The sequence below is a fragment of the Hyphomonas neptunium ATCC 15444 genome (genome assembly GCF_000013025.1).
Classification (GTDB): domain Bacteria; phylum Pseudomonadota; class Alphaproteobacteria; order Caulobacterales; family Hyphomonadaceae; genus Hyphomonas; species Hyphomonas neptunia.
Map to the genome: position 1 here is coordinate 624,817 of NC_008358.1, position 21,764 is coordinate 646,580.

The following is a 21,764-nucleotide window of genomic DNA, read 5'->3' on the forward strand; positions in this document are numbered from 1 at the left end:
AAGAGGAAAACAGAAGGGGGCTGGGAGGCGCCAGCGGGATGCGCTAGCACTCACCCCCTTAACGGGCCTTTTTCCGGGTGTAATTTCATGTTCCGAGTTCTGCGCTGGATCGGCATCGTGCTACTGGCGGGCATCCTGCTGCTGATCGGGTCCAGCTGCACAATGCTGGGCCTCAACTATGCCAGCCTCGATATCGACAACAAGCCCGGCGCCACGCCCGCCATAGATGTCTCCGCGCTGATCTCCGATCCGGCCGAGCGCGAGCGTCTCAAAGGCCTGTTGCAGGAAACCCTCTATGGCGCCTGGCCGGAAGACCTGCCGGTCTCGTTTGGCGACTGGCGCGTCATCGTCCCTGATTATCTCGAAGGGCGCGGTACGCTGGAAGAACTCGACATCACCATCGGCGCCGGCGATGGCGCGCGAACCTTTCAGCTGGTCGGCGCCTTTCCTTACGGAGCCGTGCAGGCGCCTGTGGTGATCGCCCAGACCTTCGGGTCCAACTGCGCCACCTTCCCGGAGCAGCCCGTCACCAGCATGGATGGCGACCCCTGCACCGTGCATGATTACGGGCCGATCCTCGGCTTCATCGTCTCGGCGGTGTTTGGCGAATATATCGCCGAAGCCCCGGTCGGGCTCTATTTTGATGCCGGGTTTGCCTATGCGAGCTTTCATGCGAGCGACTTCATTCCCGATGATGCAGACGAAGCCGGCCCCGCCATTGACGGGCTGGGCGGTGATCCAAACCCCGGCAGCACGCTGATGGCCTGGGCTTATGGCTTCTCGGCAGCGATCACGGCGCTGGAAGCTGACGACCGGGTGGGCGAGGGGCGTATGGCGGTGCTCGGCCATTCCCGGCATGGCAAGGCGGCGCTGCTGGCGGCGGCCTGGGACCCGCGCATCGACGCCGTGATTGCCCACCAGTCCGGCTTTGCCGGCGCGGCGCTCTCGCGCTCTCCCTCGGGCGAGCGGCTGGACCGGATGGTAGAATCCTATCCCCACTGGCTGGCGCCGCAGGCGGCCCGCTATGCCGCAGCGCCCGACACTCTGCCGTTTGACCAGCACCACCTTCTGGCCCTGATCGCGCCCCGGCCCCTGTTCATGGGCAATGCCCGGCGGGACGTCTGGTCCGACCCCAATTCCAGCTACCGCGCTGCCATCGCCGCCAGCGAAGTCTGGAAGGCGTATGGGGAGACCGGCCTGAAGGATGACATCACCCATTTTGATCCGGCGGCCGATATTGCCTTCTTCCTGCGGCCGGGTGGGCACAGCATTGTGGATGACGACATCGCGGCGTTCCTGGCGTTTCTGTCGGCGCATATGGGCGAAACGGGCGAGTTGCCAAACCGTATGACGGCGCCGTAGTCTCTCCTGCAATAACAATGCTGTGGGAGGCTACACTTATGGAAATACCTGAAATCGAATTCCTCAAACCCGTCCTGGCGCTGGTGATCTGGACCTGCGTGATGTGGATCTGGATGTATGCCCTGCGCCTGCCGGCCTTCAGCAAGGCGGGCATCAAACCGGACGATGCGAGACATCCGGGGACATATTCGGACAAATTGCCCCCGCACGTCCGCTCCGCAGCGGACAATTACAACCACCTGCATGAACAGCCGACGATCTTCTATGCGCTGATGTTCTTCATGGCGCTGACCGGGGGCGGGGATAACCTCTCCACGACCGTTGCCTGGGTCTATGTGGCCCTGAGGATCGCGCATTCCTTCGTTCAGGTGGTCATCGGGTCGGTGGCGCTGCGGTTCCTGGTCTTTACGGCGGGGACGTTCTGCCTGTTCTTCCTGGCAGGCAAGGAAGCCCTGCGCATCTTCGGCTGACATCAAGGCGGGCTTCCATGAAGCCTGAAAGCGGATTAAAGGGCGGGCATGTCAGCCTTGTCCCAATTGCGCCTTCAGCAGGTGATCGATCGGTATGAGGAGGTTGAGGCCCGGATGGGCGCGACTTCCAACACTAACGAGATCATTGCCCTTTCAAAAGAACACGCCGAGCTCCGCCCGGTGGTCGAGAAGGCGCGCGCGCTGATGACCGTCCGCAAGGGGCTCTCCGAGGCCGAGGCGATGATCGCCTCAGGCGACAGGGAAATGGCCGAACTTGCAGAAATGGAGATCGACGACCTGCGCGAGCGTCTTCCCGGTCTGGAGCAGGAAATGCAGCTTCTGCTGCTGCCCAAGGATGTCGATGACAAGGCCGATATCGTGCTTGAAGTGCGTGCCGGTACAGGCGGCGATGAAGCGGCCCTGTTCGCGGGCGATCTCTTCCGGATGTACACCCGCTTTGCGCAAATCATGGGCTGGAGCGTCGAGATCGTCGATGTGGCGCCTGGCGACGCCGGCGGCTACAAGGAAATCATTGCTAACGTGTCGGGCGACGGCGTGTTCGGGCGGATGAAGTGGGAGAGCGGCGTGCACCGCGTCCAGCGCGTGCCGGCTACCGAGACGCAGGGACGTATTCATACATCGGCGGCGACGGTTGCCGTCCTTCCGGCGCCGGAGAATATCGAGATCGAGGTGCGCGCCGACGATATCCGTATCGACACGATGCGCTCGTCCGGAGCCGGCGGCCAGCACGTCAACACGACGGACTCGGCTGTGCGCATCACCCACTTGCCGACCGGCATCATGGTGACGAGTTCGGAGAAGTCCCAGCACGTCAACCGCGAGAAGGCGATGGATCAGCTGAAAATCCGCCTCTATGAGCGCGAGCGCGCCGAGAAGGATGCCGCCCGCTCCGAAGCGCGCGCCAGCCAGATCGGCTCGGGCGACCGCAGCCAGAAGGTGCGCACCTATAACTATCCGGAAAACCGCCTGACCGATCACCGTATCGGGCTGACGCTCTACTCGCTCGACCGGATCATCACGGGCGACAAGCTGGGCGATGTGATCGAAGCTCTGATTACGGAAGATCAGTCCCGGCGCCTCGCCTCCCTGGAGGCAGGTGCATGAGCGGCGGGCTTGCCGGCCGGGTGACAAGCCTCTGGCGCCATCCGGTGAAGGGGTTTACGCCCGAACGCCTGAGCGAAGTGACCCTCACGGCCGGCGGGCATTTTCCGTGTGACCGGCTGTTTGCGATTGAAGATGGCCCGTCGGGCTTTGATCCGGCCGCCCCGGCGCATATTTCAAAGATGCGCTTCACGGTGCTCGCCCGGTTGCCCAGGATCGCCGCGATCCGCACCCGGTATGATGAGGCGTCGGGTATCCTGACCGCCTCCCACCCTGACTTTGAAGACGTGCAGGCGCAGATGGCTGAGGCAGCGGGACGTGACGCGCTGGCCGCCTGGGTGACGCAGGTTCTGGGTGAGGACGTGCGGGGAACGCTGAAGGTTCTTCCGGCCCCGGACGGGCACCGGTTCATGGACAGCCGGTCAGGCTTTGTGTCGATCATCAATCTTGCCAGCGTGCGCGATCTGGAAACAAAGACCGGCCGGGCGATCGACCCGCTGCGCTTTCGCGGCAATATTCTGGTCGATGGCTGGCCGGCCTGGAGCGAGCATACACTGGCGGAAAAGACGGTGACGCTTGGCGGGGCAACGCTCAAGGGGATCAAACCCATCACCCGCTGCGCCGCCACCCATGTTGATCCGGCCACGGCGGAAGCCGACATGAACCTCACCGCCGCGCTCTATCAGCACTACGGCCATATGGATTGCGGCCTGTATGCCGAAGTGGTGACAGGCGGGCCTGTCTCGCCGGGCGATGTGATCGAAGCTCTGATCACGCAAGACCAATCCCGCCAGCTGGCGTCACCGGAGAAGACCTGATGTCTATGCGCGCAGTATGGATGGCTGCCGGAATCGCCTTGCTGTCAGCCTGTGGGGCCGTGCCCGGACCGGCCTCTGGTTCCGCAGTGCTTCTGGCCGCCGAACCTTCTCTGCGCGTGGAAGGCAACCGGATATTTCTCGCGGCCCGCGTTCAGGGGCTGGCGACGGATGCGCTTCTGGATTCCGGGGCGGAGATGACCCTTGTCGACAAAGGCTTTGCCGCTGAGGCCGGCCTCCTTGCCTTTGGCGACGATGAAGTGAAAGGCACCGGCGCGGGCACGGAGCGCGTGCAGTTTGCGCAAGGCGTGACCATCGCGGCGGCTGGAAAGCAGCTTGCCGACCAGACTGTGGCGATCCTTGATCTGACGGATATTTCAGAGCGGGTCGTTGGTCATCCGCTGACGGTCATTCTGGGCCGGGAGATTTTTGATGCGGGCATCTATGCGCTGGATGTTGACGCTGGCCGGTTTCAAAGCGTTGCGCCCGAGGCCGTGCCAGCGGCGGAGCCGCTTGCGCTGAGCGAAGCAAACGGCATCAAACAGGTCGCTATCACGATAGACGGCGTGCCTGTGCTGGCAGACTTCGACCTGGGCAATGGCAACGAAATTCTGCTCAGCCGCGAGTTTGCGGAGCGCGCCGGCCTGCTGGAGCCGGCAAATATTCTGGGCACGAAGCTGGGCGGGGGCATCGGCGGCCCGGTCGAACGCACGCTGGTGCGGGTCGAGACGCTCGAAATCGGCGGGCATGTGCTGCGGAATGTGACTGCGGCGGTCTCTCCGCCCGGTGACGGGGCAGACGCAAATATCGGCGTATCCGTGTTGCGTGATTTCACACTGGTGATCGATTTCGCAGGAAACCGTGTGTGGCTGGAACCGCGCGCGTGACGCCGCCCACCTATGATGATCTGATCCGGCATGCGGCGCGCCGTTTCAAGGACGCCGGTCTTTCGGAGGCGTATCAGAATGCCGTGCTGCTGATGGTTCATGCGTTCGGCGACACGCGTGCGGTGCTGATCTCGGCGGGCAATGCGCCTGTGCCAAAGGCTGTGGAAGACCTCTATCTCGCTGCCGTCGAGCGCCGCGCCGCGCGTGAGCCGATCCAGCACATCCTCGGCGTGACGCAATTCTACGGCCTCGACATCCGCACAGACGCGCGCGCGCTGATCCCGCGCATCGACAGCGAGTGCGTGGTCGAGGCGGCGCTGGACCGGATGCCGAAGAACACCCCGCTCGTCCTTGCGGATCTGGGCACGGGTTCGGGCTGCCTCCTCGCCGCGCTCCTGTCCCAGCGCCCGCTCGCCCGCGGGGAAGGGGTGGAGGCCAGCGCCGAGGCGGCGAGCCTCGCCCGCGAGAATCTCGACGCCCTGAACCTTGCGGCGCGCGGCGCGGTCTTTGATGGCAGCTGGACCCAGTGGCAGGGCTGGGAAAACGCAGACCTCATAATCTCCAATCCACCCTACATTGCATCGGCCGAGATTGCGGTGCTGGAGCCTGAAGTGCGCGCGCATGACCCCCTGAGCGCGCTCGATGGCGGGGCGGACGGGCTGGACGCTTACCGCGAGATCATCGCGCTCGCTGCCGCCCGGATGAAACCCGGCGCCTGGCTGGTGTTCGAGATCGGGCACGACCAGAAAGCGGCTCTGGAGTGGTTAATGGCACAGACCGGCTTTGAGGCCATTGCCTCTGGTCAGGATCTGGGCGGCAATGACCGCTGGGTTGGCGCCCGCAGACCCTGTTGAGCCCGCTTACATTTTCTCTTGGCGGGCCGGTCGATCCACGTTACACAAGAGGCCGGTGAGGGGCCGCCCGCAATTTGCGCGGGTGCAGATGCAAGCTCCCGCCCGGGATCAGTTGAAACGGCAGCGTCGATACTCAAGCCCTGTCTGCATGCAGAAGCTGATGGTTCTGACAACTGCTTGCCGGCGATCACAGGCATACTTTGAAACAGGATACTCCGAATGAAACGCTCACGCGGGCGCAACAGACGCTCAGGCGGCAATCCGCAGAATGCTTTCAACAATCCCAACCGCCACTATGAAAGTGTCGGTCCGGATGTGAAAATCCGCGGCTCCGCCCAGCAGGTCCTGGAGAAATATCTCCAATACGCCCGCGACGCGCAGACCAGCGGCGACCGCATTCTTTCCGAAGCCTATTTCCAGTTTGCGGAACATTATCAGCGCATCGTCGCCAAGCAGACCGAAGCGCGCGTTCAGCAACCGCAACAGAATCAGCAGAACCAGCAAAATCGTGGCGACCGGCGCGATGATCGCGACAATCGCCCGAACGGCGACCGCGACTATCGCGGCAATCAGCCCTCTGATGGCGCCGACAATCAGGATGAGGATGCCGGCGAAGCCGTCGTTACCTCAACCGTTCCGCGTCATGACGATGAGAATCAGCGCGACACCCAACGCGACACGTCGCGGGACAGCCAGCGCGCCGATTCGCTGCGCGTGATCGATGCCGATGATGACGGCGATGAGGCAAGCTCTGAAGAGGCCGATGAGGTCTCTGCCCAGGACGCCCTTCCGCCCGAGCGCGATCGCAGCGAACGCGCCCCGCGCGCCAACACGGCCCGCCGCAAGCCTTACAAGCCCCGCGAAGATCGCGCCCCGCGCCAGAAGGACGACGCCGCCGGTGAGCCGGCTGCGGAGACCGACGGCGTGATGAAAACCCTCTCGCGCGGCCGCCGCCGCCCGGCGGTTGAAGAAGGCGCCTCCACCGAGACGACAGACTGAGCCGGGCTTCCTTTCGGTTCTAGGTAGTTTTACTGCGACGCCCCGCCTCTCCGGCGGGGCGTTTCGTTTTGCGCCTTGATGCTTGCGCAGCGCGCCTCGCGTTCCCAAATCCTCGTCAACACCGGTTGCCGCTGAGCGGGGCCGGGCGAACTTTTCAATCTGCCTCCAGAAGGGGATGAATTCATGAACCTTGAGCAATACACAGAACGCGCCCGCGCTATCATCCAGGGCGCCCAGACCGCAGCCCTGGCCGCTGGCCATCAGGTGCTGACCCCGGCGCATATCCTCAAAACGCTGCTGGACGACCGCGACCAGCTGGCTGTGAACCTCATCCGCGCGACCGGTGGACGGCCTGAACTGGCCGTGCAGGGCGTTGACGCCGCGCTCGGCCGCGTGCCGAAAGTTTCCGGCGCCGGGGCAGGCGGGCTGCGCCTCGAACAGGCGGGCGCCAAACTCTTCCAGGACGCTGAAGCCGGCGCCAAGAAGGCCGGCGACGCCTTCGTCACCGCTGAGCGGCTGCTGCTTGCCATTGCCGGGCTGTCCGGAGATCCGGCGGCGGACGTGCTGAAGAACGCCGGCGTGACGCCCAAGACGCTGGAAGGCGCTATTGCACAGCTGCGCCAGGGCCGCACGGCCGACAGTCAGAATGCGGAAGAAGGCTATGAAGCCCTCAAGAAATACGCCCGCGACCTGACCAAGGACGCGCGCGAAGGCAAGCTCGACCCCGTGATCGGCCGTGACGAGGAAATCCGCCGCGCCATCCAGGTCCTCTCGCGCCGTTCAAAAAACAACCCCGTGCTGATCGGGGAGCCGGGCGTGGGCAAGACGGCGATTGCCGAAGGTCTCGCCCTGCGCATCGTCAATGGCGACGTGCCAGAAAGCCTCAAAGACAAGAAACTCCTCGCGCTCGATATGGGCGCGCTGATCGCCGGGGCAAAATTCCGCGGCGAGTTCGAGGAGCGCCTGAAAGCGGTGTTGAACGAAGTTCAGCAGGCAGACGGCGGCATCATCCTCTTCATTGACGAGATGCACACGCTCGTCGGCGCGGGAAAATCCGAAGGCGCGATGGACGCGTCCAATCTTCTGAAGCCCGCACTGGCGCGCGGGGAGCTGCACTGTATCGGCGCCACCACGCTGGACGAATACCGCAAATATGTCGAAGGCGACGCGGCGCTGGCCCGTCGCTTCATGGCGGTATTTGTCGATGAGCCTACGGTGGAGGACACGATCTCGATCCTCCGGGGGCTGAAGGGCCGTTACGAAGCCCATCACGGCGTGCGAATTTCCGATGCGGCGATTGTGGCCGCCGCTACGCTGTCCAACCGCTATATCACCGATCGTTTCCTGCCCGACAAAGCCATCGACCTGATGGACGAGGCCGGATCGCGCCTGCGCATGCAGGTCGATTCCAAGCCCGAGGAGCTCGACGAGATCGACCGGCGGATGCTGCAGCTGAAAATCGAGGCCGAAGCTCTCAAGAAGGAGAAGGACACCGCCTCGCAGGACCGTCTGAAAACGCTGGAAGGCGAAATCGCCGGTCTTGAAACCCGCTCACGCGAGCTGACCACCGCCTGGAGCGCCGAGAAGGACAAGCTGAAAGGCGCAGCCTCCGCTAAGGAGAAGCTCGACCGGGCCTTCTCGGATATGGCTGAGGCCCAGCGCCAGGGCGATCTGGCCCGTGCGTCCGAGCTTAAATTCGCGACCATCCCGCAGCTTGAAAAACTGATCGCCGAAGTCGAAGCCAAGGGCGACGCCGAAGGCGGGCTCGTTTCCGAAGTCGTCCGTCCAGAGGATATTGCCGGGGTCGTTTCCAAATGGACCGGCATTCCGGTCGACAAGATGATGGAAGGCGAGCGGGAGAAGCTGCTGCGCATGGAAGATTCCCTGCGCGGGCGGGTTGTTGGCCAGGAAGACGCGCTGCTCGCGGTCTCCAATGCCGTGCGCCGCGCGCGCGCCGGTCTGCAGGACCCGAACCGCCCCATCGGCTCGTTCCTGTTTGTCGGCCCCACGGGTGTTGGCAAGACAGAGCTCACCAAGGCGCTCGCCGAATTCATGTTCGATGATGACACCGCGATCCTGCGGCTCGATATGTCGGAATTTTCCGAGAAGCATTCGGTTGCCCGCCTGATCGGCGCGCCGCCGGGCTATGTCGGCTATGATGAAGGCGGGGTTTTGACCGAATCCGTCCGCAGGCGGCCTTATCAGGTCGTGCTGTTTGACGAGGTGGAGAAAGCCCACCCGGACCTCTTCAACACGCTGCTCCAGGTGCTCGATGATGGCCGTCTCACCGATGGCCAGGGCCGCACGGTGGATTTCAAGAACACGATCATCATCATGACCTCAAACCTCGGCGCCGACGCGCTGGCGAGCGGGGAAGAGGGGGAGGTGTCCGAGCAGGCCCGCGAGCATGTGATGGGCGCCATCCGCCGGCATTTCCGCCCGGAATTCATCAACCGGATCGACGAGATCGTCTTCTTCAAACGGCTTGGCCGCGGCGAGATCGACCATATCGTCGACATCCAGATGGGCCGCCTCGAGCAGCTTCTGAAGGACCGGAAGATGAAGCTCGACCTCAGCCTCGACGCCCGCAACTGGCTCGCGGCGCGGGGATACGATCCGGTCTATGGCGCGCGCCCCTTGAAGCGTGTCATCCAGAAAGAGCTGCAGGACCCGCTCGCCCGGCTGCTGCTCGAAGGCCGCATCCTTGACGGCGAAACCATCCATGTCGGCGTGGAGGGCGATGGCCTCGCCATCAACGGCGTGCCCAACGACTTTGCCAAAGGCCGGGCTGCGCTCAACTGAGCGGTGCCGGAACTCCGTGTAGACGGATTAAATCGCCTCGGCGCCCTCAAGGCGCCGGGGCGTTTGCCATCCGGGCGGAGTTGGCGGCGGCGAAAAGCTGGCCGCCGGGGGCCTGGTTGCGGAAGGCGTCGATGGTATCGCGCTGGGCTTCGAAGGCGGCGAACACGTCCTTGTTTCCGGAGAGGTCGCGGCCCGTCGGCAGGGCGAGGGTCACCGGGTTCACATAGAACCCGTTGCGCAGCACTTCATAATGCAGGTGCGCGCCCGTGCTGGAGCCGGTGGAGCCGACAAAGCCGATGATGTCGCCGCGCATCACGGTGCGCCCCGGTGTCAGCCCTTCGGCAAAGCCGGACATATGCGCATAGACGGTCTCATAGCCGCGTTCATGCCGGATACGGACGAACCAGCCATAGCCATCGCCCCAGCGCATGTCGGTCACAAGGCCCGAGCCTGCCGCGCGGATCGGCGTGCCGATGGGCGCGCGGAAATCAATCCCGGCATGGAGCAGCATTTCGCCGGTGATCGGGTGGAGCCGGTTGCCGAAGCCGGAATTCATCTGCGCCCCGCGCACCGGATCGCGCAGCAGGAATTCATCGCCCGCAATGCCGCTGCCACTGTAGAATTCCGGCAGGCCGGTATCTTCCGGCGTGAAGCGATACCAGCTGCCCGAAGCGTCCTGGCCGTTGAAAGCCGCGAAGACGAGATCGCCCGCTTCGAGAAAATTGCCGCGCTCGTCGGCGATCACTTCGATCACCGCGTCAAACCGCTCGCCCTTGCGCCCGCCCTGGCCGAGGACCGGGTCTTCGGGGAACAGGCCGGCAAACATTTCGGCATGCTGGCGCGTGCCGCCGCCTTCGAGGATCGCGTCGGCCAGCGTCGTGTCGATGCGGCCGGCCACGCGGTGAAGCACGGTGGTGGTGCGCGCCGAGAGAAGGTTGGCGGTAAAGCGGCCATCGGCGCTGCGGCTGGCCACGAGGGTGGCTTTGGGGCTCAGCTTGGCGCTGACACCGGCAAGGCGCTCGCGGCCATCGGCGCTGGCTTCAAACCAGGCAGAGAGGGGTGTGCCCTGGCGCAGGCGCTGGCCCCGCGTGGGGGAGGCTTCGCGCAGCGCAATGGCGGCCGCCGTGGCGTCCTCCGGGCTGGCGCCGAGAACTTCGAGCACATCCACGGTCGAGACGCTGGCGGTGACTGTCCCTGTGCGGGTCACGGTGTCGGTTTCGCCCGCTTCGGCGCGCAGATCGTTCATCTGCAACAGGCCCAGCGGTTTGAGGGCTTCCGGCTCGGCCCGCACCAGCAGGAACAGCGCGAGCATCACGAGGATCACCGCCGCCGCGCCAACGCGCTCGGCGGTGCGCGATGTCATGTCCAGACGCCGTACGGCGACAGGAATCCGAGGCAGCTTTCGCGTCCGTTTCATGTCGTGTCTCCCATCCAGAGCGGGGCCCGAACCTGGGTCGAGGCAAGGGTCTGGCAGGGAGAAAGCAAGAAAGGGACCAGAATCGCCCCAGAGGAGAGATTGTTCAACAGCCGCTCTCGTTAACGGCTAAGTTTTCTGCGAGGTTTCAGGGGCTTACGGGCGTTGCTTCACGCGGCACAACCGCGGCCATCGGGCCCGCCGTACCGCTGGTGCGCAGCGTATCGATGGCGTCCTTGTGCTGGCGGAATTCGGCCAGCATGGCGGGATCTTCGGCCAGTTTGCGCCCCGTCGGCAGCTTCAGCGACATCGCGTTGAGCGGCTTGCCGTCGACATACACCTCATAGTGCAGGTGCGGGCCGGTGGACGCGCCGGTCGAGCCGACATAGCCGATCACTTCGCCCTGGCGCACCTTGCGGCCCGATTTCACGCCCTTGGCATAGCGCGAGAGGTGGGCATAGGCGGTGTCATAGCCGCGCGTGTGCTTGATCTTGATGTAATTGCCATAGCCGCCATTCCAGCTCGCCCGCTGCACGGTGCCCGAGCCCGCCGCATAGACCGGCGTGCCGGTGGGGGCGGCAAAGTCAGTGCCCTTGTGCAGGCGTGTGTAGCCCGAGATCGGATGGCGCCGCGTGCCGAAATTGGACGAGATGCGCGCGCCATTGATCGGCGTCTTCATCAGGAATTTCGTAGCGCTCTCGCCCTTCTCGTCGAAATAGTCGCTGACGCCATCATCGCTCGGCGTGAAGCGATAGAAGCCGCGCTTCAGCGCCTTGCCGTCCAGCGCCGCATACAGCACCTCGCCATTGCGCACCGGATTGCCGCGCTCGTCCACGAAGGTCTCGAAGAAAATCTCGAACCGGTCGCCGGGGTGGATTTCCCGTTGAAAGTCAATGTCATAGGCAAAGGCGCTGGCAAAATCGACGACCTGCTGATCGCCCGCGCCCAGCTTCAGGGCGGCGTTATAGATCGAGCCGTCAATCTCTGCGGCCACCCGCTTGTAGCTCGGTTTCAGCTTTGCATTCAGCTGCGTGGCCTGCCACCCGCCTTCCAGCGTGCGCGTCACCAGCAGGCTGCGATCGGCGTCTGCCTTGATCGCCAGCGCGGTGAGGCGGCCATCTTCCACGAAGGTTTCCGCCTCAAGGCCGGGGCGCAGGCGCCGGTGATCGATCAGATCCTTGCTGTAGACTGCCTGCAGCGCCGCATTGGCTTCGCCCACAGGCGCGCCGAGCCGGTTGACCAGGCCCGTCAGCGTCTCGTTCCGCTCCAGCTTGCCTTCCGCCTTGACCAGCTGTTTGGGCGCTCCGACCACATCGACGGCGGACACAAGCCGCGCGGCCAGCGGCAGCGGTGTGGCCGCTTCGGCGGTCTGCACCATCGCGGCGTCCGGCCGCCCGGCCATCACGAGGCCGGCAATCGCCGAGGCAGACCCCAGCACGCCGAGCACGACAAGGCTTTTCATACCCTGCGAAAGATTGCGTTTCGGCGGGGTTGCCGGGGCGATGGGAAGGTCGTCCTGGGTCAAGCTTGGTATCCTGTCATTTGACGTCCCCCCGGCCGTTCAGGCTGGTACGTATATCGCTCGCCCTAAAACCGTCTCGCGATCAACTTAAAGATTCGAGAAGTTGGAACGTCTTAATTACATGCCACTTTAGGACTTTATGGCTTAGTAAAAGCAAGAAGCAAGCCGGTCGGACCAGTGAAACCAGTCGACTCTTCCGAGATGAGGCGCCTTTCGAAGGGGTCTATACCGCGCCCATGGGTATGGGCGCGCCGGTTAATACTGGGCTTTTTTCTGCTTCTTGTATTTTCCGTCATCCTGGTGTGGCTGCTGCGCAAACCGATTGCTGAACAGGCTCTGGACGCCTGGTGCGCCGACCGCGATCTGACCTGCGATGCGAAGTTCACCCAGATCGGTGCGGGCGGCGCCACGCTCACCGGCGTGCGTATCAGCGCTGGCGCGGATGTGCCCGCAGAGGCCCAGGAAGTGAGCGCCCGGCTCTCCTGGCCCGGTTTTTTCGTCCCGCGTATTGACGGCATTTCGATCACCGGTCTGGAAATGCGCGGCACGCTCGATCCCACGGGCCTGAAATTCTATGGGCTGGAGCGTCTGGCGGCGCCTACGGGCGGGGGCGGGGGCACAGCGCCGCCCATCGAGATCCGCGACGCCCGCATTTACCTTGAAACACCCTTTGGCCCGGCGGCGGCCACGCTGAATGTTTCCGGCGTCGTACCGGAAAACGCCACCGCGTCTCTCGCCCTCGATCCGGCCCGTCTGGCGCTCGGTGAGGCACGGATGGTGCTGGGCGAGGCGTTCCTTACTGCGCGCATCGTCGACGGGGCCGTCACGGGCGAGCTGCGTCTGGCTGCCGATGAGGCGCAGGCCAACGGACATTCTGCCTCGGGCTTCAGCCTGGCAGCCCAGGCGGCGTTCCCGCTCAGCGGAGAGGGCGCCACCTCGCTCGAATGGTCCGCGCGCCTTGCTGAAGGCACAGCGCCAGAGGCCAGCATTGCCGGCCTGCGCACGCGCGGGCGGGCGGAGTTTGACGCCCTGCCGGACATGTCGGCCAGCAGCGTGCTGGACGCGCTCACCCTGACGGTGGCGCAGGCCGAGTTTGACCAGGCCGAAGCCTCAGGCTGGCGCATCGGCCAGAGCCTCTTCTCGGCAGAGCTGGAAGGCGAGGGCGGGGTATTCCAGGGCCCGGTCTCGCTGGAGGCGGGCGCGCTTGCCGGCCCGCCCGGCACGGCACGGCAGCTGCGCCTCGCCGGAGACCTCGCCCGCACAGCAGACAAACGCATCGATTTTACCGGCGGCGTTCAGCTCAACGGCACGGCGCTGACAGCTGAAACGCTGGCCCCGGCCACCAATGCGCTGGCCCTGCCGGGCGTGCTTGCCGCTCACGGCGCCGAGCTGTCGGGCGCGCTCAGCCGCGCGGCCCAGGATTTTGACACCGCCTTTGGCCTGCGCGCAGCCTATCAGGACGGCGATCTGCGGGTCGAGGCCGATGGCCCCTCGGCGCTGGCGGCGGCGTCAGGTCTTCGCCTTGAGGCCAACGGGCCAGACGGCGGCAGCTGGCTGCGCGTGCAGGACCAGCAGGTGTTGATGAATGGCCGCCTCAGCCTCTCTGGCGGCGGCGCGCCAGACCTGTCAGCGGATATGGGCACGGCGACGCTCAGCGCAGACGCGCTCAGCCTGGAAGGCGCCGCCATCAGCCTCGCGCCCTGGTCAGCGGGCGGGCGCACGATTGCAGCAGAGCTGACTGCGCTCGATTTCTCGCGCCAGGCAGAGGGCTTCCAGGCCAAAGGGCAGGGCGACTTCACCCTCACCGGAGAACTCGAAGGCGTCACGCTTGAGCGCACCCGTCTCGCGGGCGGCCTCAGCGCGGTTCAGGATGCCTCGGGCCTGCGCGTGCAGGCTGATGGCGCCCCGTGCCTGCGGGTCACGTCAGACGGCATCGTGACCGGCGGCATCACCATTCCTGACGCGGCCTTTAACATCTGCCCGGCCGACGGGCGTTTCATCCGGCAGGGCGAGTCCCTTGCCGGGTCTGCGCGCCTCGGCGATCTCGACATTCCGATGCAGTTTTCCGGCGGGCAGGGCGTCATGGCCCTGCGCGGCGCGGCGGTTGACTGGACCTTGGCGAGCGGGTTCTCGATGCTGGTCAGCGCCGATACGCTCAGTATGCCGATGACGCTGGGCGAGAATACGCTCACCCTCGACAGCGGCGATCCGGAAATCCGCCTCGCCACAGGGGCCGGCCCCGTGCGGATCGTGGCCGGCCTCGGCCAGACCCAGTTTGGCGGCGGGCTCATCCCGGCAAATGTCTCGGCCGCCCATTTCGGCTTTGAGGGCACCAGCGCGCCGGGCGGTCTGTCAGGCGATGTCAGTGCCGATGGCGTGCGCATTGCCGATACGCTGGAAGACGCAATTTATGAGCCGGTCGTGGGTGATTTCACCGGCCGCATCGAAGGCCAGCGCCTTGTGGCGTCCGGCCCGTTCCGACTGGAAGCCTTCGGAACACAGATTGCCACCGCGAACGCCGACATCAACATCTTTGATCTTGATGGCACGGCCACCCTCAAATCCGAGCGCCTCGTCTTCGTGCCGGGCGGCGTCCAGCCGTCGATGATTTCGCGCCGGCTGGTCGGCCTCTTCACCAGCGCAGAGGGCGCGTTCACGGGCGACGCCGCATTCAAGATCACGGACGGGGATATTCAGGGAACGGCCGATCTCACGGTCACAGATTTCGGCTTTCAGACCACCCGCCTGGGCCGGGTTCAGGGCATCTCCGGCAAGGTCGCCTTCACCGACGTGATGAAGCTGACGACAGCGCCCGATCAGGAAATCACCATTGCCAGCGTCAATCCGGGCATTCCTTTCTCTGATGGTCAGGTTTTCTTCGGCCTCGATGAAGGCAAGACCCTGCGTCTCAGCTCGGTCACCTTTCCCTTTGCCGGGGGGCAGCTCGCCCTGGCGCCGCTGGACTGGTCATTGGGCGAAGTGACCGGCCAGCGGGTCGAGGTCACGGCCAGCAGCCTCAATCTCACCCAGCTGATCGAAGTGCTCAAACTGCCTGATACTGCCGCCGAAGGCACGGTCAGCGGGTCATTCCCGATCGAGTTCAGCCAGAACTCCGTCATCGTGCGCGACGCGCGCCTGATGGCCGATGGCGGCGGGCGTCTCTCCTATACCGGCGGCGCGGTAAACGCCGCCGCCGAAAACGATCCCACGGCGGCGATGGCTTTCAATGCCCTGCGCGATCTTGAATTCTATGTGCTGGAAGTCAGCCTTTCCGGCGATCTGGCAGACCGGATGCAGGCGGGCCTCGTGCTGGCTGGCCGCAATGTCCGCTCCGTCCCGGTCGGCGGGGCGATTACCATGCCGCCGGGCCAGGCGTTTGAATTCTCGATGAACTTCAACCTGCCGCTCGCACAGCTGATCGAGCAGGGGCTGCAATCGTCCAATGCCAGCGCCCTGATCGACCTGGCCACCCGGCCTGCCGAAGAGGTAGAGGCCGAGCCCGAATGACACTATCTGAACGAGGGGCAACAGTCCCTTCGATTGACGTTAAGAACGGGCATGTCATTGTCTGCCGGTAATATGAGGAGTTTCGCCTTATGAGGTTCAAGCCAGTCATACTTGCCGCGGCAGGGGCTATCGCCCTGTCGGCCTGCACGCACACCGTGAAGCTCGAGCCGTCGGACAAGCCCATCAAGATCGACCTCAACGTCAACATCACGCAGGAAGTGCGCATCAAGCTGGACCGTGAAGTCACGGACCTGATCGCGGACAACCCTGACCTGTTCTGATTGCCTGGGTCCCTAGGGGAGACACACATGACCACTATTCGTACTCTGATCCTTGGCCTGGTCCTGATGTTCGGCGGCGTTGCCGTCACGCAGGCCTCTGCGCAGGGCAACTCGCAGATCGAGACGGCCCGTTCCACAGGCGTCATCGGTGAGCGCATCGACGGCTATCTCGGCGTGGTCGGCTCCGCTGACGCTGAAATTGTCCGGCAGGTGCAGGACATCAACAACCGCCGCCGCGCGCTCTATGAAAAGACCGCTGGCGAAACCGGAACGACCGTTCAACAGGTCGCCCGCATCGCCGGTGAGAAACAACTCGCCGAACGCGTGAAACCCGGTGAGTATTACATGGACGCCACCGGCAGCTGGAAACAGAAATAGGCTTCGGCCTGAATTGGACCCCGGATAGGCACGCCCTGTCCGGGGTTTGTTGTTTCTTAGTCCTTCCCTGACCGCCCGGCGGCCCTAACTGTCCCAATCTGTCCTAAAGTGTCCCGGCCTGTCCGGTGTTTGACCCGATGTCTTTTCGCCTGATCCTCTGGATTGGCGGCGCCTTTGCCGCCCTCGCGCTCCTCCTCTGGGGCATCACCTTTTTATGGGGCAGCATGGGTATCGGCATGACCGGCCATGGCTGGTTTGCCTATATTCTGGGCGGGGTGCTGACCCTGGCCCTCTCCATCGGCCTGTTTCTGCTGACATTCCACAGCGCCCGCCATGGGCATGATGATATGGATGATCCCGGCGCCTGAAGCCGTGCCGCAATACAAGGCTGTTACCAGAGTGTCATCGCTCGTTTATTGACAGTCCCGGCGGCTCACCTGATCCTGCAGCGCAAGCTGACAACATACGGGCTGAACCAATGAACCTTGATCATGCGCGTTTCGCTGCATTTATCTCCGCGCGTCTCTGTCACGACATCGTCTCGCCGGCGGCGACCATGTCGCTGTCTCTGGAGATGCTCGACAGCCCTGGCAGTGCCGAGGAAAAGGAGCAGTCCGAACGCACCCTGCGCGAGGGCGCCCATGGCGTAACCGCCACGCTGCAATTCCTGCGCTACGCCTTCGGATCGATGGGCCTGCAGCCCGGAACGGCCGATGTCCACCAGTTCAAGAAGCTGACCGACGACTATCTGCGCTTCCAGAAGCCCAGCATTGACTGGGATCTGAGCACGCCGGTGCTGACCTTTGCCGAGGCCCGGCTGATCATGAACCTTGTCATGGTGTGCCTGACGGCCACCGTGCGCGGCGGTATCATCCACGTAAATGTGCGCGAGGATAACGGCGCCAAGACGCTCACCCTGACGTGCAAGGGCGACCGGCTGAAGCTGAAGGAAGACGTGGTCAAAGCCCTCAAGGGTGAGGAGCCCGAGCATGGCTGGCGCCCGGAAAACATCCAGCCGATGTTCGCCAAGCTGACTTGCGACAGCCTCGGCGGTACGCTGCATGCCCGCCAGGCGCCTGATGGCACCGTGGTGTTCATGGCCACCGGCCTCAAACCGCAAGCCTGAGGCCCGCCCGGTCAGGTTTTGTTAACCCGCTTCAGGCACGCATGAGGCTGGACCGCCCCTGTTTCTGCCAGTCCGGAGCCCTGCCGCCATGCGCACCTGCCTCGTTGTCGACGATTCCCGCGTAGTCCGGAAAGTTGCCTCCCGCATCGTCCGCGATCTCGGTTTCTCGGTCACCGAGGCAGGCGATGGCGCCGAAGCGTTGAAAATGTGCCGGGAATCCATGCCCGACGCGATCCTGCTGGACTGGAACATGCCGACCATGAACGGCATCGATTTCCTCCGCGCCCTGCGCCGGGAAGAGGGGGGCAAGGTGCCACGTATTGTGTTCTGTTCGATTGAAAATGATCCCGAACACATCAATGAAGCCCTGCGCTCCGGGGCGGATGAGTTCATCATGAAGCCATTTGATGCAGACATCCTGGAGAGCAAATTCGCTGAAGTCGGGCTGATCTGAAGCCTTTCTTAACAAAAAGCGGCCTAACGGTAACCTTTGGGGCGGACGCGCCTCGTGGCGGAGCAGGATATGCAGGAGACGGTGTTCAACGTGCTCGCAGACCTGGCCTTGAAGGCCACCGGTCAGGCAATCCCGCCGTCACGCGCCTACCTTATGGAGGCGCGCCTGTCGCCGCTGGCGCGCCGCGAGGGCTTCGGCTCGCTCGCTGATCTCGTTCACTGTCTTGAATCGCGCCAGAACGCGGTTTTCCGGAACGAAGTCGCCTCCGCGCTGCTCACCCATGACACCTGGTTTTTCCGGGAACGACCCGTCTTCGACACGGTAATCAACGCGATCCTGCCCGAGCGCCTCGATGCCACCCAGTCGGGGCGTCTGCGCGTCTGGTGTGCCGGCGGCAGCTCCGGCCAGGAGGCCTACTCCCTCGCCATGCTGCTGGAGGACGAGCCCGGCGCCAGTCTGCGCAGCGCCAAGATCGAGATCCTCTCAACCGATTATTGCAAATACTCGACCGAGAAGGCCCGCAACGGCGTCTATAACCACTACGAATCCCAGCGGGGCCTTTCGATCTTCCGGCTGATGAAACACTTCACTCGCACCGATGGCGGCGACTGGGCGGTAAACGATACGATCCGTTCCCGTGTCAGCTTCCGCCAGCACAATTTAATGGAAACTGCTTCCGGCCTGGGCAAGTTCGATCTGATCTTCTGCCGGCACGTTCTCTCGGGCATGTCCAAGTCCGCCCGCATGCGCGTCGCCGAAGTCCTCGCCGCCCAGATGTCGCCGGGCGCGGTCATCATCCTGGGGGAAGGGGAAAGCTTCCAGGGCCTCACCGAACTCCTCGAACCCGCCCGCGACATCCGCCAGGGCTGGGTCGCGGCTGGTACGGCGAATAGGGCGGCGGCGTGATCTGAGGCCAAAACCTCTCGCATCCGAAACAATCCTGCCCTATATCCCCCGCTTCCAACCAGCTGCTCCGGACCTTGACCCCGGTGGGAGTGAGAGATGACGATCGACACCGCTGCGTGGCCCGCTGGCCGCGTTAACTCGCTTGGGTTTGCCAAGCCCCCCCATGAAACCCGCGTTGTGGCGGCCATGTCTGGCGGCGTGGACAGCTCCGTTGTGGCCGCGATGCTGAAAGCCGAAGGCTATGACGTGATCGGCATCACGCTGCAGCTTTACGATCATGGCGCCGCCATCGAAAAGAAGGGCGCCTGCTGCGCGGGCCAGGACATTCACGACGCGCGCAATGTGTCCGACGCCATCGGCATTCCCCATTACGTGCTCGATTACGAATCCCGCTTCCGCGAGCAGGTCATGGAGGATTTTGCCGACACGTATCTGTCCGGCTCCACGCCCATCCCGTGCATCCGCTGCAATCAGACGGTCAAGTTTGCTGACCTCCTGGCCACGGCGAAGGAGCTGGGCGCCGATTGCCTCGCCACCGGCCACTACATCCGCCGCACGGACGGTCCGGAGGGGCCAGAGCTTCACCGCGCGCAGGATGCGAGCCGCGACCAGTCCTACTTCCTGTTCGCCACCACGCGCGCGCAGCTCGATTTCCTGCGCTTCCCGCTGGGGAGCCTTCCCAAGAGCGAAGTTCGCGAACTGGCGGAAAAATTCGCCCTGCAGGTGGCCGCCAAGCCCGACAGCCAGGACATCTGCTTCGTGCCCGATGGCTCCTACGCCAAGGTCGTTGAAAAGCTGCGCCCCGGTTCCGGGCGCGGGGGCGAGATCGTGCATCTTGATGGCCGCGTTCTGGGCAAGCATGAGGGCGTGATCCACTACACCATCGGCCAGCGCCGGGGCCTTGGCGTGGCGACCGGCGATCCGCTGTTCGTGGTGAAGATCGACGCGCCCGCGCGCCGGGTCATCGTTGGCCCGCGTGAGGCGCTGATGACGCGCGGCCTGCTGCTGGAAGAGCTTAACTGGCTGGGGCAGGGCAGCCTGGAAGAGGCCGCAACCCACGGCGCGCGCGTGCTGATCCGTGTGCGGTCAACCCGCCCGCCTGTGCCCGGGCGCCTCGGATATGAAGACGGCGTCCCGGCGGTGTTCTTCGACGCGCCCGAAGAAGGCGTCGCGCGCGGCCAGGCGGCTGTGCTCTACGACCTTGAAGGCAGCACCCGCATTCTCGGCGGCGGCTTCATCGCCCGGCCCTTGCCGGCCGATGAGCGCGTGGTGGCGGCGTAAGCGTCAGCTCAGCCTAGCCAGTCCGGCGCCGTCACGCCCTTGCTCGTGAAAGCGGGCGCCGGAAAACGCTCCAGCAGGCGCTCCACGATGATGTCGGCTACCCGCTCTGCCTCGCGCAGCGGTTCGTAGGACCACTGATCAAGCGAGCCAGTGAACCAGCGGGCCACGCCGCGCTGGATCAGGCTGTCATGCAGGCGGTCGAACTTGTCGGCGCGCCCTTCCAGCTTGGCGATATGCACCGGCAGGCCATGCCAGGCCGCTTCAGACAGCATGTTGGCGCTGTCTTCGGTGACGAGGGCGGCATTGGAGAAGAGAAGCCAGGCGAGATAGGGGTTTGGTCCGTCCTGCGGCCCGGCCCAGAAGGCGGCGCCGATGTCGCCCGCCATCTGCCGGAAGCGCGCCGCAATGGGCACCGGTGTGCGGCGTGAGGCGGTGAGCCGCAAACGCCAGCCATAGCTCGCAAGCTCGCGCATCTGGCCCTCCAGCCGGTCTGCCGCAGCTTGCGTAAAGGTATGAACCCGCGAGTCACCGCCCAGAACAACGATGGCAGAGTTTCGGGTTTCATCGGCAAGGCCCGCAAAGGCCTGCGCGGCTTCTTCCAGCGCTTCGGGCGAGAAATAGGCCGGCGAACCGACCGTGCGGATGACATTCGGGCCGGTTACGGCGTCATGCTCGGGCACGACGAGCAGGTCGAAGTTTGACGGGGCTACATGCGGATCGAGGATCTGCACGGTGAGGGTCTGTCCGCCTGAGGCGGCGCGCGCATAACGGGTGAGCGAGGCCGAGCGGCGCCCCGCCCCGATCCATACGGTCGGCCAGGGGGCAACCAGTGATGGCCTCTGCGCCTTGGGCAATGCCTGCAAGGGCGATGGCAGCCGGTCGGCGGGCAGCCAGCGCCACGGCGCGCGGGGTGTCAGCACAAGGGGCTCCTGCCGGTGAGCTTGCCCGGCGATATGCGCAATGCGCACCCAGCGGTCCATTGCGCCCAAAGCGGACGTCAGCGCACGCACCTGCGCGGCATTTCCGGCGCGGCCATCCGAAACCGCCCAGACAGACGGTCCGAGCGACCCCATGCCTTTGATCCTTACTTGTAAACGACCTTGATAACCTCATAGGCGCGGGCGCCGGCGGGCGCGGCTACTTCGGCCTCGTCGCCTTCTTCCTTGCCGATCAGTGCGCGGGCGATAGGGGAGGTGACAGAGATCTTGCCCTGTTTCACATCCGCTTCGTCCTCGCCCACGATCTTGTAGGTCTGCTCGTCTTCGGTGTCGACATCCGCAATGGTTACAGTTGCACCAAAGCGCACTTTCGAGCCGCCCAGCTTGGACACATCGATCACGTCAGCGCGCGCCAGCTTGTCGTCCAGCTCGCTGATACGGCCTTCGATGAAGCTCTGCTTCTCCTTGGCCGCGTGATATTCGGCGTTCTCCGACAGGTCGCCATGCGAGCGGGCTTCGGAAATTGCCGCAATGATGCTTGGGCGCTCAACGGATTTGAGCACCTTCAGTTCAGCCTGAAGCGCGGCATGCCCTTCGGCGGTCATCGGAATGCGTTCCATCGAAAATTCCCTTACTCACAGCGGCA

General features: G+C 64.4%; 20 protein-coding genes. 16 read left to right on the plus strand and 4 right to left on the minus strand.

Features of this window, described 5'->3' with window-relative positions; translation table 11 throughout:
• Positions 1-87: 87 nt before the first annotated feature.
• The 8 genes from HNE_RS17750 to clpB all read left to right on the plus strand — a co-directional run bounded on the left by HNE_RS17750 (position 88) and on the right by clpB (position 9,311).
• Positions 88-1,362, plus strand: coding sequence for an alpha/beta hydrolase (locus HNE_RS17750; protein WP_049755002.1), 1,275 nt, complete (start codon positions 88-90; stop codon positions 1,360-1,362).
• A gap of 38 nt (positions 1,363-1,400) precedes the next feature.
• The gene (locus HNE_RS03115; RefSeq protein ID WP_011645654.1) at positions 1,401-1,832 is read left to right on the plus strand and encodes an MAPEG family protein; all 432 of its coding nucleotides are present in this window, start codon (positions 1,401-1,403) and stop codon (positions 1,830-1,832) included.
• A 48-nt stretch (positions 1,833-1,880) separates the two neighbouring features.
• Positions 1,881-2,957 (plus strand): peptide chain release factor 1, encoded by a 1,077-nt coding sequence (prfA, locus tag HNE_RS03120; protein WP_035590156.1) that lies wholly within the window; start codon positions 1,881-1,883, stop codon positions 2,955-2,957.
• Entirely contained in the window at positions 2,954-3,772 is an 819-nt protein-coding gene (locus HNE_RS03125) for an MOSC domain-containing protein (protein WP_011645656.1), read from the plus strand. Before prfA ends, HNE_RS03125 begins: the two co-directional genes overlap by 4 nt.
• Positions 3,772-4,656: an aspartyl protease family protein gene (locus tag HNE_RS03130; RefSeq protein ID WP_011645657.1), complete on the plus strand. Its 885-nt coding sequence runs from the start codon at positions 3,772-3,774 to the stop codon at positions 4,654-4,656. The genes HNE_RS03125 and HNE_RS03130 overlap by 1 nt, the downstream gene beginning before the upstream one ends.
• Positions 4,635-5,510: a peptide chain release factor N(5)-glutamine methyltransferase gene (prmC, locus tag HNE_RS03135; protein WP_049755003.1), complete on the plus strand. Its 876-nt coding sequence runs from the start codon at positions 4,635-4,637 to the stop codon at positions 5,508-5,510. The genes HNE_RS03130 and prmC overlap by 22 nt, the downstream gene beginning before the upstream one ends.
• A gap of 219 nt (positions 5,511-5,729) precedes the next feature.
• The gene (locus tag HNE_RS17755) at positions 5,730-6,509 is read left to right on the plus strand and encodes a DUF4167 domain-containing protein (protein WP_011645659.1); all 780 of its coding nucleotides are present in this window, start codon (positions 5,730-5,732) and stop codon (positions 6,507-6,509) included.
• Positions 6,510-6,692: 183 nt separating this feature from the next.
• Positions 6,693-9,311 carry an ATP-dependent chaperone ClpB gene (gene clpB, locus HNE_RS03145; RefSeq protein ID WP_011645660.1) on the plus strand — a complete coding sequence of 873 codons (2,619 nt, stop codon included), beginning with the start codon at positions 6,693-6,695 and terminating at the stop codon, positions 9,309-9,311.
• A 46-nt stretch (positions 9,312-9,357) separates the two neighbouring features.
• Here clpB and HNE_RS17760 read toward each other — a convergent pair whose 3' ends face one another.
• Entirely contained in the window at positions 9,358-10,728 is a 1,371-nt protein-coding gene (locus HNE_RS17760) for a M23 family metallopeptidase (RefSeq protein ID WP_011645661.1), read from the minus strand.
• A 145-nt stretch (positions 10,729-10,873) separates the two neighbouring features.
• A complete protein-coding gene (locus tag HNE_RS03160) occupies positions 10,874-12,250 on the minus strand; it encodes a M23 family metallopeptidase (RefSeq protein ID WP_011645662.1) in 1,377 nt (458 codons plus the stop codon).
• Between the two features lie 297 nt (positions 12,251-12,547).
• Between HNE_RS03160 and HNE_RS03165 the strand changes: the two genes are divergently transcribed.
• The 8 genes from HNE_RS03165 (at position 12,548) to mnmA (ending at position 20,180) form a co-directional block, all read left to right on the plus strand.
• The gene (locus HNE_RS03165) at positions 12,548-15,754 is read left to right on the plus strand and encodes an intermembrane phospholipid transport protein YdbH family protein (RefSeq protein ID WP_148205793.1); all 3,207 of its coding nucleotides are present in this window, start codon (positions 12,548-12,550) and stop codon (positions 15,752-15,754) included.
• Between the two features lie 89 nt (positions 15,755-15,843).
• Positions 15,844-16,035 carry a YnbE family lipoprotein gene (locus HNE_RS03170; protein WP_011645664.1) on the plus strand — a complete coding sequence of 64 codons (192 nt, stop codon included), beginning with the start codon at positions 15,844-15,846 and terminating at the stop codon, positions 16,033-16,035.
• 27 nt (positions 16,036-16,062) lie between these two features.
• The gene (locus HNE_RS03175; RefSeq protein ID WP_011645665.1) at positions 16,063-16,413 is read left to right on the plus strand and encodes a YdbL family protein; all 351 of its coding nucleotides are present in this window, start codon (positions 16,063-16,065) and stop codon (positions 16,411-16,413) included.
• Positions 16,414-16,550: 137 nt separating this feature from the next.
• Positions 16,551-16,781: a hypothetical protein gene (locus HNE_RS03180; protein WP_035590146.1), complete on the plus strand. Its 231-nt coding sequence runs from the start codon at positions 16,551-16,553 to the stop codon at positions 16,779-16,781.
• A 110-nt stretch (positions 16,782-16,891) separates the two neighbouring features.
• On the plus strand, positions 16,892-17,539 hold the full coding sequence (locus HNE_RS03185; protein ID WP_011645667.1) for a histidine phosphotransferase family protein: 648 nt from the start codon (positions 16,892-16,894) through the stop codon (positions 17,537-17,539).
• A gap of 88 nt (positions 17,540-17,627) precedes the next feature.
• Positions 17,628-17,993, plus strand: a complete 366-nt coding sequence (locus HNE_RS03190) for a response regulator (RefSeq protein WP_011645668.1) — start codon at positions 17,628-17,630, stop codon at positions 17,991-17,993.
• A gap of 54 nt (positions 17,994-18,047) precedes the next feature.
• Positions 18,048-18,899: a CheR family methyltransferase gene (locus HNE_RS03195; RefSeq protein WP_233351986.1), complete on the plus strand. Its 852-nt coding sequence runs from the start codon at positions 18,048-18,050 to the stop codon at positions 18,897-18,899.
• 96 nt (positions 18,900-18,995) lie between these two features.
• Positions 18,996-20,180, plus strand: coding sequence for a tRNA 2-thiouridine(34) synthase MnmA (mnmA, locus tag HNE_RS03200; RefSeq protein WP_011645670.1), 1,185 nt, complete (start codon positions 18,996-18,998; stop codon positions 20,178-20,180).
• Positions 20,181-20,188: 8 nt separating this feature from the next.
• On the opposite strand, the gene HNE_RS03205 is transcribed toward mnmA, so the two are convergent.
• Complete coding sequence (locus HNE_RS03205) at positions 20,189-21,253, minus strand: mitochondrial fission ELM1 family protein (protein WP_011645671.1); 1,065 nt, start codon at positions 21,251-21,253, stop codon at positions 20,189-20,191.
• Between the two features lie 11 nt (positions 21,254-21,264).
• Entirely contained in the window at positions 21,265-21,738 is a 474-nt protein-coding gene (greA, locus tag HNE_RS03210; RefSeq protein WP_011645672.1) for a transcription elongation factor GreA, read from the minus strand.
• Positions 21,739-21,764 lie beyond the last annotated feature (26 nt).